The sequence below is a fragment of the Mesorhizobium sp. M7A.F.Ca.US.008.03.1.1 genome (assembly GCF_003997495.1).
Lineage (GTDB): Bacteria > Pseudomonadota > Alphaproteobacteria > Rhizobiales > Rhizobiaceae > Mesorhizobium.
This window is the reverse complement of sequence record NZ_RZRU01000009.1, coordinates 242,225-258,646: the sequence shown is the minus strand read 5'-3', so window position 1 is coordinate 258,646 and position 16,422 is coordinate 242,225. Positions and strand designations below refer to the sequence as shown.

The 16,422-nt window shown below is 59.0% G+C and carries 14 protein-coding genes and 1 pseudogene; 8 read left to right on the top strand and 7 right to left on the bottom strand.

Going from position 1 to position 16,422, the window contains the following annotated elements; genetic code table 11:
• Window positions 1-1,294: 1,294 nt before the first annotated feature.
• Window positions 1,295-1,495: a hypothetical protein gene (locus EOA16_RS32650; RefSeq protein ID WP_164754266.1), complete on the bottom strand. Its 201-nt coding sequence runs from the start codon at window positions 1,493-1,495 to the stop codon at window positions 1,295-1,297.
• Between the two features lie 76 nt (window positions 1,496-1,571).
• Here EOA16_RS32650 and EOA16_RS15465 point away from each other — a divergent pair, with 76 nt between their 5' ends.
• From EOA16_RS15465 to EOA16_RS15445, 4 genes are all read left to right on the top strand, one after another.
• Window positions 1,572-2,387 (top strand): methyltransferase domain-containing protein, encoded by an 816-nt coding sequence (locus tag EOA16_RS15465; RefSeq protein ID WP_127259190.1) that lies wholly within the window; start codon window positions 1,572-1,574, stop codon window positions 2,385-2,387.
• A gap of 348 nt (window positions 2,388-2,735) precedes the next feature.
• Window positions 2,736-3,050 (top strand): hypothetical protein, encoded by a 315-nt coding sequence (locus tag EOA16_RS15460; protein ID WP_127259189.1) that lies wholly within the window; start codon window positions 2,736-2,738, stop codon window positions 3,048-3,050.
• A 200-nt stretch (window positions 3,051-3,250) separates the two neighbouring features.
• A complete protein-coding gene (locus EOA16_RS15455) occupies window positions 3,251-3,514 on the top strand; it encodes a hypothetical protein (RefSeq protein WP_127259188.1) in 264 nt (87 codons plus the stop codon).
• A gap of 790 nt (window positions 3,515-4,304) precedes the next feature.
• Window positions 4,305-4,622: a hypothetical protein gene (locus EOA16_RS15445; RefSeq protein ID WP_127259187.1), complete on the top strand. Its 318-nt coding sequence runs from the start codon at window positions 4,305-4,307 to the stop codon at window positions 4,620-4,622.
• A 428-nt stretch (window positions 4,623-5,050) separates the two neighbouring features.
• On the opposite strand, the gene EOA16_RS15435 is transcribed toward EOA16_RS15445, so the two are convergent.
• The 3 genes and pseudogenes from EOA16_RS15435 to EOA16_RS15425 all read right to left on the bottom strand — a co-directional run bounded on the left by EOA16_RS15435 (window position 5,051) and on the right by EOA16_RS15425 (window position 6,632).
• On the bottom strand, window positions 5,051-5,422 hold the full coding sequence (locus EOA16_RS15435) for a nuclear transport factor 2 family protein (protein ID WP_127259186.1): 372 nt from the start codon (window positions 5,420-5,422) through the stop codon (window positions 5,051-5,053).
• 105 nt (window positions 5,423-5,527) lie between these two features.
• Window positions 5,528-6,140, bottom strand: a pseudogene (locus tag EOA16_RS15430) (SAM-dependent methyltransferase).
• A gap of 177 nt (window positions 6,141-6,317) precedes the next feature.
• Window positions 6,318-6,632, bottom strand: a complete 315-nt coding sequence (locus EOA16_RS15425) for a YMGG-like glycine zipper-containing protein (RefSeq protein ID WP_127259185.1) — start codon at window positions 6,630-6,632, stop codon at window positions 6,318-6,320.
• A 269-nt stretch (window positions 6,633-6,901) separates the two neighbouring features.
• Here EOA16_RS15425 and EOA16_RS15420 point away from each other — a divergent pair, with 269 nt between their 5' ends.
• The 3 genes from EOA16_RS15420 to EOA16_RS15410 are packed head-to-tail and all read left to right on the top strand — an operon-like array spanning window position 6,902 to window position 10,274.
• Entirely contained in the window at window positions 6,902-8,467 is a 1,566-nt protein-coding gene (locus EOA16_RS15420; RefSeq protein WP_245455943.1) for a recombinase family protein, read from the top strand.
• Window positions 8,467-9,351: a plasmid partitioning protein RepB C-terminal domain-containing protein gene (locus EOA16_RS15415; protein WP_127259184.1), complete on the top strand. Its 885-nt coding sequence runs from the start codon at window positions 8,467-8,469 to the stop codon at window positions 9,349-9,351. The genes EOA16_RS15420 and EOA16_RS15415 overlap by 1 nt, the downstream gene beginning before the upstream one ends.
• Window positions 9,348-10,274 carry a plasmid partitioning protein RepB C-terminal domain-containing protein gene (locus EOA16_RS15410; protein WP_127259183.1) on the top strand — a complete coding sequence of 309 codons (927 nt, stop codon included), beginning with the start codon at window positions 9,348-9,350 and terminating at the stop codon, window positions 10,272-10,274. The genes EOA16_RS15415 and EOA16_RS15410 overlap by 4 nt, the downstream gene beginning before the upstream one ends.
• 117 nt (window positions 10,275-10,391) lie before the next feature.
• On the opposite strand, the gene EOA16_RS32870 is transcribed toward EOA16_RS15410, so the two are convergent.
• Window positions 10,392-11,114, bottom strand: a complete 723-nt coding sequence (locus EOA16_RS32870) for a hypothetical protein (RefSeq protein ID WP_206517338.1) — start codon at window positions 11,112-11,114, stop codon at window positions 10,392-10,394.
• 582 nt (window positions 11,115-11,696) lie between these two features.
• Here EOA16_RS32870 and EOA16_RS15395 point away from each other — a divergent pair.
• Entirely contained in the window at window positions 11,697-14,252 is a 2,556-nt protein-coding gene (locus EOA16_RS15395; protein WP_164754280.1) for an EAL domain-containing protein, read from the top strand.
• Between the two features lie 422 nt (window positions 14,253-14,674).
• On the opposite strand, the gene EOA16_RS15390 is transcribed toward EOA16_RS15395, so the two are convergent.
• Window positions 14,675-15,043 (bottom strand): autotransporter-associated beta strand repeat-containing protein, encoded by a 369-nt coding sequence (locus EOA16_RS15390; RefSeq protein ID WP_164754277.1) that lies wholly within the window; start codon window positions 15,041-15,043, stop codon window positions 14,675-14,677.
• 698 nt (window positions 15,044-15,741) lie between these two features.
• Window positions 15,742-16,077, bottom strand: a complete 336-nt coding sequence (locus tag EOA16_RS32645) for a hypothetical protein (protein WP_245455942.1) — start codon at window positions 16,075-16,077, stop codon at window positions 15,742-15,744.
• Between the last annotated feature and the right edge of the window lie 345 nt (window positions 16,078-16,422).

Genomic DNA, 16,422 nt, shown 5'->3' with positions numbered 1-16,422 from the left:
TCGACGCTGACGTGCGAGGCTGGGAAAAGCCGAGTGATCATGCGCCAGCCTGGATAGAACTCGACGGGTCCGGCAAGCACACGACGTGATCCGTCGTTCGGGATGGCTACGCCTCTTTGCTAATTGCAACTGAAAATCCCGGCGAGATTTTCGTTTCCGGCGCTGCGCTCACCCCTAATTTTGTGACCGCTGCCCTAAACCTAGGTCGATGGTGAAGGTACCCGGGCGGATGGTTGCCTCAACCTGGATCGAGGTCACCGGATGGGCGATTGAAAACCGGGGCGCGCCCGTTCCGAGAAGGCGGCCACCGCAGTGTTGCCGCGCCCATTGCGCGCGGAAGTTGTTGCGCTCACCTGAACTGCCGCAGCAACACCCACCCCCTATACAGAAGGTGCCTCTGGGGCTCGTCCCGTGCAGCGAGCAGTTCTCTTCGCTACTTCAATTCTCAGGAAGCTATGGATCACGCGGCCTCTCTTGTGTCCTCGTAGCTGACATGAGCCTGCTCGAAAGCCAAATCACTCCGTCGAGCCCAGTTCCTCTCAGCATCAAGCAGCTCATTCTCCCCAGTCAAGCCGTTCATAAACAGCCTGAGTACGTGCGCAGCTGTGCGCTCTCCGGCCCGCGAAGCAACAGGTGCGCCGCGCTCTTTGCAGACCGTCTCACAAACACGGGCAAGCATCACAATATCGCTCGGTTCCAAAAATCGACCTGGATACAACATACCGTCCTCTGTTGGAAAGCTACGTGAGCCTTTGATTACGCGAGGTCACCGGCAGCAACAATCAACTATGATAGTCTGCACCTCGAGTCGGTCAGAAATTGAGGGACCCTTCAGACGAATCGGGCATTGCGCCACTCCGGATCGGAAACGCGGGGCTGGTTATCAGGCGAGGTTTGCCCCTCAGTCTGACCTGCCCGACGTGCTGTGAGCAGGTTGAGATGCGTGAGCTTCGCCAGGCATCTGGCACGAACAGCCGCACAAGCCGCTCTTTGTCGTTGTGGAACAACCGGGCGCTCCATTGCCTCAACCCAAGGAACTGATCCTCAAGTGGAACATTGACCCTCTGAGCGGTCGATTCTGTGAATGTAGCCGCTTAAGAGTTCGACGCCGAAACAGTATGAGGGCCATGGCTTGGATATCCGATGGGCTGCTGGACAACTCTCCACATACCTCGAGGTTCCAGATCGCCTGGCAACCTTGCACAGGCAGAGGCAAGCTTCAGCGGGAGCCACCGGCGAGCCATGGGTGGGAAATCTCGCGATGAAACTGGAAGACCACATCCGAGCTCAGGGCTTAGCGTTCCCCACGCCTCTTAGAGGGTGATACGCCGCAAAAGAACTCTTCAGGTCCGGACCCTGAGGTCGTCAAGAGCGCCGGGCGCGACCTGCTCGACACGCCCCAGGCGTGGCCGCGGCCCAGCCCTTCGAATTCGCCGATGGCGCTGACGATTTCCTGGCCGTCGGCATCGGTGATGATGGTGGCGTAGCGGGTCATGAATCAAACTCCTGAATCAGCACGCGTTGCGGAGACAACCCATTGATGGGAAGCTGGCTGTTCGAGGAGGACAGCCATGAGCAACGTCACCACGCATTACGGCAGCGACGGCATCGTCGAGCGCATATTGGCCGCGATTCCCGATGCGAAACCCGATAAAATCAGTGCCGCGCAGCTCTATCCGTTCGACCAGCTTCACGGCCGCGAGCTCATCGCCACGCGGGATCATGGAGCTCGTCTTGCCCCCTCGCCCACCGACCGGATCCTTGATATCGGCAGCGGCATTGGCGGCCCGGCGCGCTTCCTGGCCGCCACCTATGGCTGCCAGGTCGACGGCGTCGACCTCACACCGGCCTTCGTCGAGGCATCCGGCCGACTGACCACGCTCAGCGGCCTTGGGGACAAGGTTCGCTTCCACGAAGCCGACGCGGCGAAACTGCCCTTTGTCGACAGCACATTCGACGCGGCAATCTGCTTCTATGTCGGCATGAACATCGCCGACAAGGCCGCCGTCATCGGGCAGGCTTTTCGCGTTCTGAAGCCGGGCGGCAAATTGATCTGGACCGAAGCCGTGCTGGCCGGCGGCGAGCCGAATTACCCCTTGCCCTGGGCGGTTGCGCCGGAAACCAGCCACCTTGTTGACCGGGATACCCTGAAGACCCTGTTCGCCGATGCGGGTTTCCGTATTGACGAAGTCATCGACGAGACCGGCGAACATATCGAACTGGCGATGCAAAGGGCCGGTTCCGGCATCATTCCTTCACCTGCGCAACAGCAGGCCAATGAAATCGTGCTCGGCACCGAATTCGTGCAGCGACGCAAGAACTACATCCGCAGCCTGAGCGAAGGCAGATTGTCGTCACTGGCCGTCATCGTCTCGAAGCTTGCCTGACCGGAGCCTTGATCGGCGTTTCGGCAGGCTCGGCTATGCTACATTTTTGTCATGGTGCTGAGTTGCCGTTGAAGAAGGCATTGCCATCGACCCTGCCAATATCGATCTGACGGCCGCACAAGTTCCGCTATTGGCGGGTTGCTGCCCCCCGGCAACCCTGCCTGGCAAACCAGCGCGGTAATCGCGGGACCTGCCATGGCGACATACGCGCCTCGAGCTCTACCTCCACCGTCGTGCAGCGCCGCTAAAGGACCGGCGAATGTGTGTGCTGTCGTTCTCGACAGGAACCAAAGCTAGCGAATAATGTTTACTCGGCGAAGGGCATCTTAATTCCTTGGAGAGTTGAAAATGAGAACCCCCCTGATTCTGGGCGCGCTGGCCCTTTGCCTGGCCGCCCCTGCCGTGGCTTCGGCGGATTCGATCGTCATCACGACCAACAGGGCTCATCACCGTCATCATTGGGATAACAACCGCGTCGCTGTCATCAACGAGGATGGAGCTCGCCTTCACCATCGGCGCCACGGCACGGAAGCGTTTTACGATAATGGCAAGCGCCATTGGCACCGCAAGCACCATCGCCGCGATCACGTCGTGGTCACCACGGGCTCGATCGAACGCCGTCATCACCGGCGCCACGTGATCATCGAGGACAACGACGACTAGGACATTCTTTCGGCCTGGCTCCTGGTAAAATCCAGGAGCCGGGTCACGATTACTTTTTTGGCGGGAACCAAACAGAACAGCCGTAATTTATCAGTCAAGGTTGCGCGTCAAACGAACCCAGAAATCGCTGTCGCGCGCCAAGGAAAAAACGGGCCAGGAAATGGCGTCGCGATCAATGAAAACGGCGAGGAGTTGTCGTCATGACAATACTGTTTGAGCCGCTGGACTCCGACTACCACAAGCGCAGCGTGCTTTACCACGCGACGCGGTTGTCGATGCTCCACGATCGAATGTTGATGCGTTTCGACAAGGTTGACGCAGCGGCCGATGAGGTCGAAGCCGCAGCGGCCGTGCTGGTCGATGTCACCCACGGTTCTGCCGTCGACGCGTTCGAAGATTCAGTGTCCCGGAATTCGTCAGCAGTTTTCCTTCAGATGGAAACGGGTAAGACCCTCGGGCTCTGAACTGCGGGAATGACGCAGTGTTTGGCCAGCTATGAGGCCGCCGATTGGGCGGCTCGGAGCAAGCATTCTGCGTAATCCGGATCGGCGAGCGGTCCAGGGTTCGAGCTGCGGCACAGATTGCCGGCCAGCCACGGCTAAGAGGACGAACCCGCAATTTAGTTGCTCTCCCCTGTCGATTCCCCTTTCGACCCATTTCGTCCTTGACTTTTATGTTCCCTGTTTGTTCACTGGACCATGCATGGGGAGTAATGCAAATGGACGGCATCGCAATGATTTTCGTCGCACGGCGGCGCGGTGAAAGCGCTCGAAGGAATACGTGCAAAACGGCGCTCTTAAGGAGCGACTTGATGTCACTCACTGCACCACCCGTATGCGCGCAAGGAGGAACCGCGATGGGACGATGTACTTGGATGCCGAGGCCAAAGCCGCGCTGCATTCTGAAGCCGTGAGGCTTATCGCCGGCTACCATAGCCCGCTCGAGACCGTGAAGGCGCAAATGGCCTTGCGAGCTGGAGACTCAAGTAGTCGCCATAGCCCGCAGTCATCCGGGGATAGTTCCATTGGTTGCGACGACACCTACCCCTGTCGTGGGAGGACTGGCGTGGACATTGCGAACTGATCCAGTCCCGCCCTACGGCTACGATAGCGCGGGAAGCTTGTACTGACGCAGTCGCTGCGTTTCGCGCGGCAGGGCGAGGCCAGGGTACGCCGGATGCGACTTGGTATTACGATCCCTCCGCGACCTCGGTAGGTTGAATTGTTCCCGGCGTGACAGGAGTGCTTTTTGGCCATGCATGACCTTATCGCTTTCATTCAAAGCAACTCTGCGCTGGTAGCGGCTAACCCGCTGGCCTTTGCTACGTCTGCCTTATTGTTCGGCGGCGGCGGATTTGCCATTGGGCGCTATTTCCTTGCGGAGCGCATTGCCAATCTGGAAAGCCGGATTGCGAGGCGCGACGAGGAGATCACGGACCTGAAGGCCAAGCAGAAAGCATCGGAGCGGGAAAACCCTGTGCCTCTATTCGAGATGACAGAAATTCTTCCCCCTGCACCGCTCAACTTCAACCGGCTGTTGGTCCAGCGGAAAGACACCCTCCATGTAAAATAATCAACTTCTGTCAAAAAACACCCAGGCTGATCGTAGTCACGGCCTTCGACCGTCATCAGACCGGCGACCTACAACCCGTCGACCGGCAGAGCAGCCGACTGGACAGAGCGATGCTGCGAGGCGACTGGTGGGCAAGCATGCTGGCGTTTTGCGCGGTCCTGCGAGGCTAACCCTTCGGTGGGTGAATATGGCGAGCCGACGACTCTGTTTGTGGGGTGGCGGCGTGCCGGACATGGATTAGCGTTCGCTGGGGCTGGGAGAGCGCATGAGGACATGTTTTTGATCCTTGGCAGCTACTTCGAATGCATTCCGTGATTCTTGGGGTTGGCATCTCGTCGGCGAGTACGGCAAATGCAAACGCGCATTGCGTAATCCCGTCTCGTGTGGATTGCCGGACAACGAAAAGATCAGACGGGAATCGCCAACCCCTACTCCAAGATCTTCCAATATGAGTCCTTGCGGATCACCTTTCCGTCGCGAAACGTGTAGAAGTCGCAACCTTGCACTTCCTTTTTTACGCCCTCGCGGGTGGTGCCAGTGAGGGTCCATTTCGACATGCCGGTGTTGGCAGCCTCGTCCGCAAAGTGGTGCCCATTGCCGTAATGCACATCGGGCAGACCCTGAAAGCGTGTCGCAAGCGCGTCTCGTACGCTGCGCTTGCCCGTGCAGCGCGTTCCCCAAGGCTCGGCTCCCCTTGGCATCTCCAGAACGCAGTCGTCGGCAAAGAACGCCATAATGCGATCGAGATCGTGCGCGTTGAAGGCCTCGCATAGCTCCGTCAATGTGGCTCGAATGTCCATTCGCGAACGCCTCCTCGAATTCGAAGTAGGTCACTGGCGGCGGATCCGGTCAAGTGTACAGCGAGACTGCCTGGCCATCACCACGATGGAACGCGCGCCCGTCACTCACCCCTTCTTGCCGAACGCCCAGACCATCAGCGGGTATTCTTCGTCGTTGCTGAGTACCCGCCACAGGCCGTAGGCGCGGACGGGCCGCCTGTATGGGCCTGGCGCAGGCCCTGTTGCCCCAGCCGTGGACCTTGACGTTGGCTTCCGCGAAGCCGCCCTAGACCATTAGCTGCTCGAGGCCGGCGGGTGTCCATCTGTTGTAGTCGTGAGGTCTGGCGTGCCCGCGAAACAGGAAGGGCGTCGCCACCATCGCCCAGCCGCCGGGCCTCGTCATGGCGTCGATGTTTTCCGTCGCCGCCTGACGCCGGCGCACGTGTTCCAGCACCTGAGCGGCGATTACGATGTAATATTGCTCATCGGTGCGGTCCCTGCAGATATCGAAGGCGGGGAAATCAACCGAACGGTAGTTGGAGCACATCGTACGCCAATAGCGGCTGCAGCCGGGCGAAATCTCGATGACGTCGGAGGATTTACGGTTGCCGGCTTCGAAAAAGAGGGTGAACGCCTCGATCGGGCGGATACGCAGCCAGTTGCGGGAATCGTATCCAAGCAACTGCTTGGCTGCCTGTTTGCCCCGATTCTTCAGCGTGCCGGCAAGGCTCTCAGTCATAACGACCTCCAGAACCCCGCCGTCCCTGCTGGTAGCACTATTAGGGGCAAAGAATGACAACGTAGCGCCGCCTCCGGCGGCGCGATCAGAAAAAATGTACGACCAGGGCTACTACGCACAGTGTAGTTTCCGTTCCGATTTCCCACTTAGGACAGTGATGAGCAGACTACCCTCTGCTCAATAATCGCCGTTGTAGTACCTGTCGTCGCACGGTGCCGTGTAGATGCGGCCGTGGCGGTCCTGGTAGCGGCACATCTGTTCGCCGCGACGTTGCGGCGTAGTGGCCGAGCCGACGACGGCGCCGAGCAGGGCGCCGCCTGCAGCGCCGATGAGCGTGCTTTCGGTGTTGCCGCCGATGGCCTGACCGACGAGGGCGCCGCCAGCGCCGCCGATCAGAGCGCCAGTTCCGGCCCGCTGCTGGCCTTCGGTCTGCGCGCACCCTGCCAATGCTGCGGTCATCAGCACGGCGGCTATGACTTTGTGCAAGTTCATGTGAAGTCTCCCTTGAAGGCCTGATATCCCTATGGCTTGCCACCTGCGGCCGCAATGCGGCGGAACGGGGGCACGAGGCCTCACGATAAAAGACATGGTTTCTCGGGTGTTGATAGAAGTCCTACCTGCTATTTCCGGGCCTCTCGTCTTATGGCAACAAGTCTCATTCGATACAAAGTGTCGATCAATGTGTAACGCGATTGAAGCCTCATACCGCTAGGGTTGCCGGTTCAAGCGGACGTTCAATCTGCCTTTGTAGGCGCTGAATGATGGAACAGGCGCACACGGTCCTTCGGCCTGCTGTAGACGCACAACGCGTGCGCGCAGCTCAATACGTGCGAATGTCCACTGACCACCAGAGCTATTCGATCGACAATCAGAAGGATGCAATCCGTGAATTCGCGGATGCGATGAACTACGACCTCGTGGCCACATACGAGGACGCGGGTCGCAGCGGCTTGAACCTTGAAGGTCGCGCCGGCCTGCAAAGGCTATTGGCGGATGTCGAAACGAAGAACGCGGATTTCGAAATCGTTATCGTCTACGACGTGAGCCGCTGGGGGCGATTTCCGAACCCCGATGAGAGTGCGTCGTACGAGTACCGGTGTCGCGTTGCCGGCGTGCGAATTGAATACTGTGGCGAACAGTTTGCGAACGATGGCAGCATTGGATCAGATCTGCTCAAGGCGATAAAGCGCACCATGGCGGCCGAGCACAGCCGGGTGTTGTCGGTCAAGGTGTTTGCCGGCCAGTGCAGGCTCATTCAAATGGGATACCGGCAAGGAGGGTCGTCCGGCCTGGGCCTGAGGCGCCGGCTCATTGACCAGCATGGGCGTACAAAGACCATGCTCGCTCTCAAAGAGTACAAGAGCCTCCAGACGGATCGTGTCATCCTCGTACCTGGACCACCTGATGAAATTGCGACGGTGCGCTGGATCTATAATGAGTATGTGAAGGCTGGTCGGACCGAGCTCCAGATTGCGCGGTCGTTGAATGCCAAGGGAGTGGTCACCGATCTCAATCGATCCTGGAAACGCGAATCCATTCATCAGATACTCAGCAACGAAAAATATGTGGGCAACAACGTCTGGAACCGGCAGTCTTTCAAACTCAAGCAAAGGAAGGTGACCAATGGTACTGCCCAATTGGTGCGCGCCGATGGCGTCTTTGAACCCATTGTAGACCGCAAACTTTTCAAGCGGGCTCAAGCCATGGCCGATGCCCGCTCTTCTAAAATGAACAACGATCAGATGTTGGTTATGCTCGCTGGACTCCTGAAGAGGCACGGCACACTTTCCGGCCCGATGATTGACGCGGCGGCTGAGTGTCCGCCAAGCAGCCGCTACAGGAAAAAATTCGGCAGTCTGCTGCGAGCCTACCAACTCGTTGGATACGATCCGTCCCAGAACTATCGGTTTCTTGATATCAGAAGGCGGCTTCGTGAGATCTTGGAAGAAGCCGTCCAAACGATAGTCACGACCATTGAGCGGGCGGGCGGGTCCGCGGTGCGTCAGAGCGGTCTCGGCGTGCTCCGCATCAACGAGGAATTCACCGTATCCATTGCGATGGGTCGCTGTCGCAACACTCCGTACGGCTATCCTCATTGGGTGGCCTCTGCGGAAAGGGGTCCCGCTGCGGAGGTGCAAGTGGCCATCCGCATGAGCCCCGATAACCAGACGATCCTGGATTACCTGATTGCGCCAACACATGAAATTGGCGGGAAGCCCCTAAACCACGCCTTGAACAAAAGGCTGGAATTCAACACCTTCTTCTTCAAATCGCTGGATCCGCTGTTTGCCTTGGCCGAACGCGACGCCATCACGGCCGCTCGCTGATGGCCACCAACAGACCGATCTCGCTCCTGCGCCTGGACGCGATCAAGATTACCAACCCGCGTGCGCGAGGCAAAAAATCCTTCCTGGACATCGTCGACAGCATCAAGAACGTCGGCCTGAAGCGTCCCATCACGGTGACCAAGAGAGATGTCGACGAAGGCGCTTTCACGCACGATCTGGTTTGCGGCCAGGGGCGGATCGAGGCCTTCAGGCTGCTTGGCCAGACCGAGATTCCCGCGTTTGTGATAGAGGCCACCAAGGCCGAGGCGCTGGTCAAAGGGTTGGTCGAAAATTGTGCTCGCCGGTATCACACCGCTTATGACCTTCTTCGCGATATCGGTCGGCTGAAAGAAAGCGACTATTCGGACGCCGACATCGCAGCAAAGATCGGTCTTTCGACCGAATATGTCAGAGGGATTGCACGCCTCCTGTCGCAAGGCGAACAGCGTCTTCTGCGGGCAGTCGACTCCGGCCAGATCCCACTGTCGGTAGCAGTCGATATTTCCAGCGCCGACGAGCCCGGGATCCAGGCTGTTCTTCAGCTTGCCTATCAAAAGAACCAGCTGCGTGGTCATAAGCTTGTGATAGCGCGCCGCCTGATTGAGAACCGCCGCAGGCGGGGAAAAGGCCTGGGAACGTTCCTGCCCGAACGCGCGAAAAATCCTTCGGCGTCAGCGTTGATCAAGGCTTTCAAAGCGGACACGGACAGGAAACGCATTCTCGTCCTGAAGGCGGATGCAACGCGAAACCGCCTGCTGTTTGTCACCCATGCCCTGCGGCAGCTCTTGGCAGAAGAGGCATTCCAGGACCTTCTTTCGGCGGAGGGACTGAACACCCTTCCCCGAAACCTGGCGGCCCGGATCAGCAGGGTTGAGCCCGCATGACCACAAAGCATCCTACCCTTCCGGACGTAAAATCCGCTTTTGAGCGCGATACAATCCGCCTTCGGTTTGAAGACATCCAGCCGCTTCACCTGATCACCGAAAGCGCCAGGGAAACTCCAAAGTACCTACAGGTCAGGTCGTCCGTTCGCGAGATCGGACTGGTGGAACTGCCCGTAGTCGCAAGGGACAAGGACACGCCGGGAAAGTGCCTCTTGGTCGACGGCCACATGCGCATCGAGATCTTGCGGGAGATGGGCGTCACTGAGGTTGATTGTTTGGTCGCCAACGATGACGAGGCATTCACCTACAACAAACGGGTAAGCCGGCTCGCGACGATCCAGGAACACTTCATGATCCTGAAGGCCATCGACAGCGGCGTCCCGGAAGAGACCATCGCGAGAACCCTCAATGTCAACATCGGCCAAATCAGGCTTAAAAAGCATCTGCTGAAAGGGATCTGCCCGGAAGCGATCGACATGCTCAAGGACCGCTTCGTTCCCACCAACACGTTTATCGAACTGCGAAAGCTGGCAGCCGTGCGTCAGATCGAGGCGGCGCAACTGATGATCGCCATGAACAAGTTCTCGATCAACTACGCAAAATCGCTGGTCGGCGCGACCTCGCCCTCACAGCTTGCCGATACGTCGCAGCCGAAAAAGCTAGCCGGACTGAGCGATGCGCAGGTCGCATTGATGGAGAACGAATCAACCAAACTCGATAAGGAATACCAGCTTGTCGAGAAGAGCTACGGATCCGACCACCTGGATCTGGTGGTGGCCAGCGGGTATCTCTGCCGGTTGCTGGAGAACGCCCGTGTTGTTCGATATCTCGCGCAGAGTTTCCCCGAGATTCTCTCGGAATTTCAGAAAATGATCACTTCTGCCCAAACGCCTGTCAGTTCTGGCAAGAGGCATTCCCACTGACAACGTCAGCAATCCGCCCGACGTGGCGATGATGCCTCGCCGCTGGTTTCCAAAAGGGTCTTGGTAAGCGCCTCAACTCGGGGCGCGCGCCTAGCCGAGCGCGCCATTCGACGGCAACTACTTGGCGCCCGTGCGGCCATTGCAATCGAGGATGCCTGCCTTTCGCAGATTCGCCAGGAGTCTGGCAGGGGCATCATTGTAGCTGTTAGATGACTGCTCGGCCATGCTCAGCGAGAACCAGGCCGCTATTTCGGCAATCAAGGCCTCGCCTCCATCAATGGGCGCCGAAATAAGGTGTCCGTCTTTGCCCAAGGCAATTGCAACAGTGCCGTCCGCGCCATATCCAATAGCCGCAATTCTTTGAAATCGCCGGTCGCCATCGACACGGACGTCGAACAGCACCGAGCCGGCGGTCTTTTCGGCCGCGTCTTCCACCCGATCGGAAAACGGGCGATTCATACTGCCTAGATATGACAGCGACTGCTCAAACAAGACGAGTTCAACGTATTGCGCATTCATGAAGCGACTATGGACGCGCGGGAGCAGCCGGCAATCATGCCGTCGCCATTTCACACAGGAAACCCAACTTGGGAGGGCAATCGGATTTGACACAGGGCATATCCTGGCTGAACGCGGATGATCGTCTTCCCGAACGTTCTCTTTTGAGTTGAAGGTTGCAACGGCATCGTCGGGGGGCGCGATTATGCCGTTGTTCGTCCGCAATCTTCCGTCCCGCATCCGGTGAATTATCACCGATAGCCGGGTGCGATCGGTCCCTACGACGAAGCCAATCGCCAAGCCATTGGCGGGCGTTGCACCGGCCGGCCCGACGATGGTCACCAGCGTACTCCGGCCAGGATCAGGGCTGCAGACTGGCGCTTGCCTCAGTGCAAGGGTCTCGCGATCATACCACCGTCGGTGCGAGCCTGCCGATCTCCGGCGTGACCGTGGCAGGCACTGTTCCTGCACGGCTGTCTCAGGCGGGCAGAGCGTGCTTGCGGGGCGCCTGTCTCGCCGAGGGCTTTGCAGAAACACTGTTTTTCGAGTGGCCTCCGTCGAAAGATCGTAAGCTCGAGCATGTAGGCGATGGCGCCGGGGTGGCACTCGAGTGAGGAGAACTCCAAACCGCCTTCCGCACGAGCGCAGAAGCGACCGCTGGGTCGAAGGTTTCATCAAGAGTTTTGCTGGAGCCTTTGCGCGTCGTCAACAAGGAAACGCGAATGCCCAAGTGCAGCCTTTCGGAACTTGGGCAGAGACCGGAAGCTTTTATGAACCGTGGAAGTCTAAATTTAAGCAGTTCCTCCTAGTTTGACCGGTGGGATTGTTGTCAAGGAAACGCAATTGGGTGGATCGGAAAGAGCAATTTTTGATTTCCAGGGCGTAAGAAAGGCGGTTTTTTCAACGGCCAATCTGCCGGCGGCAATTGCGATCGCCGTGCTTGTGATTGGCGCGATTCTTGCCGACTTGCAGAACACGAAAGTCTCCGACCAGCTCGCGCGCGCCGAAGTTCAGGCCAAGGTCAACATCATCCGGGCCAAGCTCGAAGGCAATGTGAACGGTAACCTCCAACTCGTTCAGGGCCTGGTCTCGGCCGTCGTTACGGAGCCGTATATGGGACAGCAGAGATTTGCCTCCCTTGCCAGCAACCTGTTCCAACAGAGATCGCAGCTGCGCAACATCGCTGGTGCTCCCGATCTCGTCATCTCGCTGATGTATCCCATGGAAGGCAACCAGAAGGCGATCGGGCTCAATTACCGAAAGAGCGAGGCGCAACGGACGGCCGCGCTTCGCGCGCGTGACCTCGGCGTTCTTGTGCTGGCAGGTCCTGTCGACCTGGCCCAGGGAGGGCGGGGCTTTGTCGGCCGCATTCCGGTCTTTGTGCCGACGGCGGGCGGCGGCAGCCGCTTCTGGGGCATCATCTCGGCCGTCATCGATGTCGACCAGCTCTACGCGGCAAGCGGCCTGAATGACCCCGGGCTGGACATCGACGTCGCGCTGACGGGGATCGACGCGCTAGGCGGGGGCGGCAAACGTTTCTTCGGGGAAGACAATGTCCTCGCCGGCAAGCCAGTGTCGGCAGATGTGCAACTGCCTTCGGGCTCTTGGGTGATTTCAGCTATACCGAAGGGGGGCTGGCCAGCCACTCCAAAGAATGCCTGGATTTTGCGGGGGCTCATAGGCTTTGCCGGCGCCCTGGTGGTGCTGCCGATCCTGGTGGCCGGGCGGCTGTTTGGCGAGAGACAGAAAAACTATGCCGAGCTCAGACGCTTGTCCGGCCGTCTTGAGCTGGCTCTGGAAGCTTCTGGGATTGGCGTGTGGGAGCACGACCTGGCCACAAAAGAGCTGCTATGGGATGACCGCGTCAACCAGATCTACGGCAAGCCATCCGATGGCAAACCGCGGGGCTATGATGACTGGGCTTCGGCCATTCATCCCGACGATTTCAACCGCGCGCTCCAGGAGTTTGAGTCGGCCGCAGAGAGCAAAGGACCCTATTCCTCGCAATACCGAGTCCTGCTTGCGGAGGGCGGCATCCGCCACGTGCGCACGCGCGCAGCTTTCTTCCAGGACATCGGCGGCACGCCAAAGATGATTGGGGCCGAGTGGGACGTGACCAGCGATGTGCGGCTCAACGAGACGCTCATGCGCGAGCGCCAGCTGTCAGAATCGAAGAATGCCGAACTCAAGGTCGCCAAAGCACATGTCGAGCATGTGGCGCTGCATGATCCGCTGACGGATCTGCCCAACCGTCGCTATCTCGATGAGTTGCTTGCGGAAAACAGCGAGAAGGACACCCGTACGGCACTGCTGCATCTGGACCTCGACCGATTCAAGCAGATCAATGATACGCTGGGCCACGCGGCGGGTGACGCTATGCTGGTGCACGCTTCCAAGGTCATCAAGGTCAACACGACTCCCGGTGATTTTGTTGCACGCATTGGCGGTGACGAGTTCGTCGTGGTGAGCCATGGGCGTGATGACAAGCAACTTTCCGCACTCGCCGACCGCATCATCACACAGATGCGCCGGCCGGTCGATTTTCTGGGCAATCCGTGCCGGTTCGGAGTGAGCATCGGAATCGCCGCCGGAACCGAATCCAAGCAACTGCTGGTCAACGCCGATCTCGCTCTTTACCGGGCGAAGGGCCGTGGTCGCAATCGACACGAGTTCTTTGACGAAGAGCTGCAAAGCGAGATCGTGCGGACCAAGCAAATAGCCGACGAAATTCTGGGCGGGCTGGAGCGCGCCGAATTCACGACATACTATCAGCCGCAGTTCGACGCCAGCACGCTCGAGATCGTCGGAGTAGAGGCGTTGTCGCGCTGGAAGCATCCAACACGCGGCATCCTGGCGCCTCAAAATTATCTCAAAGTAGCCGAAGAACTTAATGTCGTGGCAGTCATCGATCGCGCGGTCCTTGAACAGGCGCTAGAGAATTTCGAGCACTGGTCGAGCAGCGGTCTCAACATTCCGCACGTCTCGGTCAATGTCTCCGCCAAGCGCTTGGAGGACAAGGATCTGATCCAGGGCTTGCGCAAACTTGCCATCAAGAAAGGAACCGTTTCGTTTGAGCTGGTTGAGTCCATCTTCCTCGATGATAATGACGACCTGGTCACGTGGAACCTAGAGCACATAAAGGAACTTGGCATCGACATTGAGATCGATGACTTCGGCACTGGCCATGCCTCGATAGTGTCCTTGCTCAAGCTGCAGCCGCGCCGGCTCAAGATCGACCGTCAACTGATCACGCCCGTCACCCAGTCTATCCCGCAGCGTCAACTGGTCTCGTCCATCATTGAGATCGGCAAATCGCTCGGCATCGAAGTCATTGCCGAGGGTGTCGAGACGAACGACCACGCGCGTATCCTGAAGGAGCTAGGCTGCGATATTCTGCAGGGCTATTTTTTTGGTCGCCCGATGGAGGCCAAGGCGTTCACGGCGTTTGCCCAATCGCGCAAATGGTTGGCAGCCGGGTAAGGTCATGCCCACTGCCGGCGCGGCGAAGGAGCGCCGCCCCAGATTGCGCCTACAATTGATCGTTAGAAGGCTTCAGAGGAACGCTGTGTGCCATTGTTGTCTCTTTAGCTAACGGTCCAGCAGTTTTTTTAGCGTACAGCAGCCTCATGACGCTGCCCCGGCACTTCGGGAACCAACACGTCGCCATTTTCATGAGAACGGCTATGCCCATGCCATGGCTCTGCTTGTTGCGACCGTTACGACAGGCCCCTTGACCGTGTTCAGGACGTTGAGCGCTCCGGCGGCGACGTTCGCCTTCCCGAAAATAGTTGAGGGTCGAGCCGCCGGATAGACTGAGGTTGCCGGCGCCGGCGTGCCTGGCGTGCCATCGGCCGAGCCAGGCGGCAGGGTCGCGCTGTCCGCCACCTTGACGTCGGCGCCGATCATGCCTTGCCGCGGAGGGTTGCGCCGCTTGCGACCGACACTGCCCCGGTTGACGCGCTGTTGTCGCCATCGACATAGAGCTCGCCGGCTGTCACCATGGTCGGCCCAGCGTAGGTATTGGTGCCGGCGAGCGTGAGCGTCCCAGCGCCAATCTTGCTAAGTCTTCCGGCACCGGCGATCGGGCCCGACAGAGTGCGGTCCGCATCGGTCTGGACCATCCCAGTACCCGAGGTCAGGGTGATGTTGCGCGCCGAGGTGAAGGCCGCGGTGGTCCTCAGCGTCGTGCCGTCGGCCAGGCTCAAGCCGCCGGCGGCGTCGCCCAGATTGGCGTCCGCCGCAACCCTGCAGTCCTCGCCGCGTAGAGACAATCGTCGCCGATGCCCGCTTGCTGCCGGACGGCGTCGTGCCGGGGACCGGCGGAACGTTGCGGGTCCCATCTGTTCACCAGCGATCCGACTTGGGGCGGCTGCTGCCGTCGGTGGCGCCATTCGTCGATACCGGCCCCTACGGTCTGGCGTTAGATCGATGCGCGGTGATCATGGTATGAGGAAGTTGGCCGCTTCAACCCTGATGGTTCGCCGTGCATGTGCGTAGCCTGTTCGACGCGACTCCGCCGAAGCCCGGCTTGCAACAGCATTAGCATCGGGCCGGTCGCTGAAGGAAGCCGCTGGGGCTTCTGCCATCACCGGTCCTACCGCACCTATCTCGAACACTGATTTTTCCCTAGACCGAACTGGTCGCTTTGCTCAAAGTAGCGAGCCCTCAGCGGCAGGTAGCAGCCCTCGCCTAGACTAAGATGTTGACGCCTGGTTCAGCATTGTCTCGAACTGAATCCGTCATCGCCAACGACATGCCGTCCATGGAATTGGTGTGGATGAGCTCTCATTGCCGATCGACGCCGGCCTGGCCTGGCCATCCATGTTCAAGCCCAACACGCTGACGATCTAGGTGGTGGCCGGCTGCTGCAAAGCCCGCGCCACTTGCGGAGGCGAAGGGCCGCTATATCGAGATGATCCAATGGCGCGCTCGGATGAAAACCGCAGGAGCGCGACCGTATCTTCTTTGATCATTGTCTGATGAACATGCCCGTATAGGTCTGGCCGGCGAGCGTATGGGTTCCGGCCAGCGTTCCGTCGGGCAACATCATAAAACTGACGTCCGCGCCATTCGGGAGGCGCCCCAACTTCAACGTAGTCCCTACAATTTTACCTTCGCCTGCGGCCTCTCCCGGATTGTTATCGCCCAGAATTCCCCACGCGTAGGTTACGGTCACCTTTCCCTTCGAAGAAACAGATTGAACAGCCAGTTTACCTTCATATGTGCCTTCCAATCGTCCGGCCCAATTGCCCGAAAAAGCAGCGTACTTTGTTGGAACGCCCTTTGAAGGAGGAGTGATTGTCACGGCTTGATCCATGATTGGCTGGACAGGCGGAACAACGGCAGGATCCAAGGCGGGTTGGGAGGGAACGGTAGCAGGTGCGATAGGGGCGGATTGCGGCGGTTCAGGAGCCGATTGGCACGCGGCTAGGGCAAGTGCTGCGAAGGCCAGCATAAGGTTCCGCATATATTTCTCCACATCGTCTCCGACGAACGTATCCGAAAGCCCACTGATCGGCAGAAAGTTCCATTCCCTACCTGGCCGGATTTTTGGAGACGCCTGGTAGACCAAAGAGTGGCTATAATAGATAGCCGCTCGTCAACCGTGTAGCGACATTAAGCGGACGGACCTCAGGTGGCTTGTTGGCGA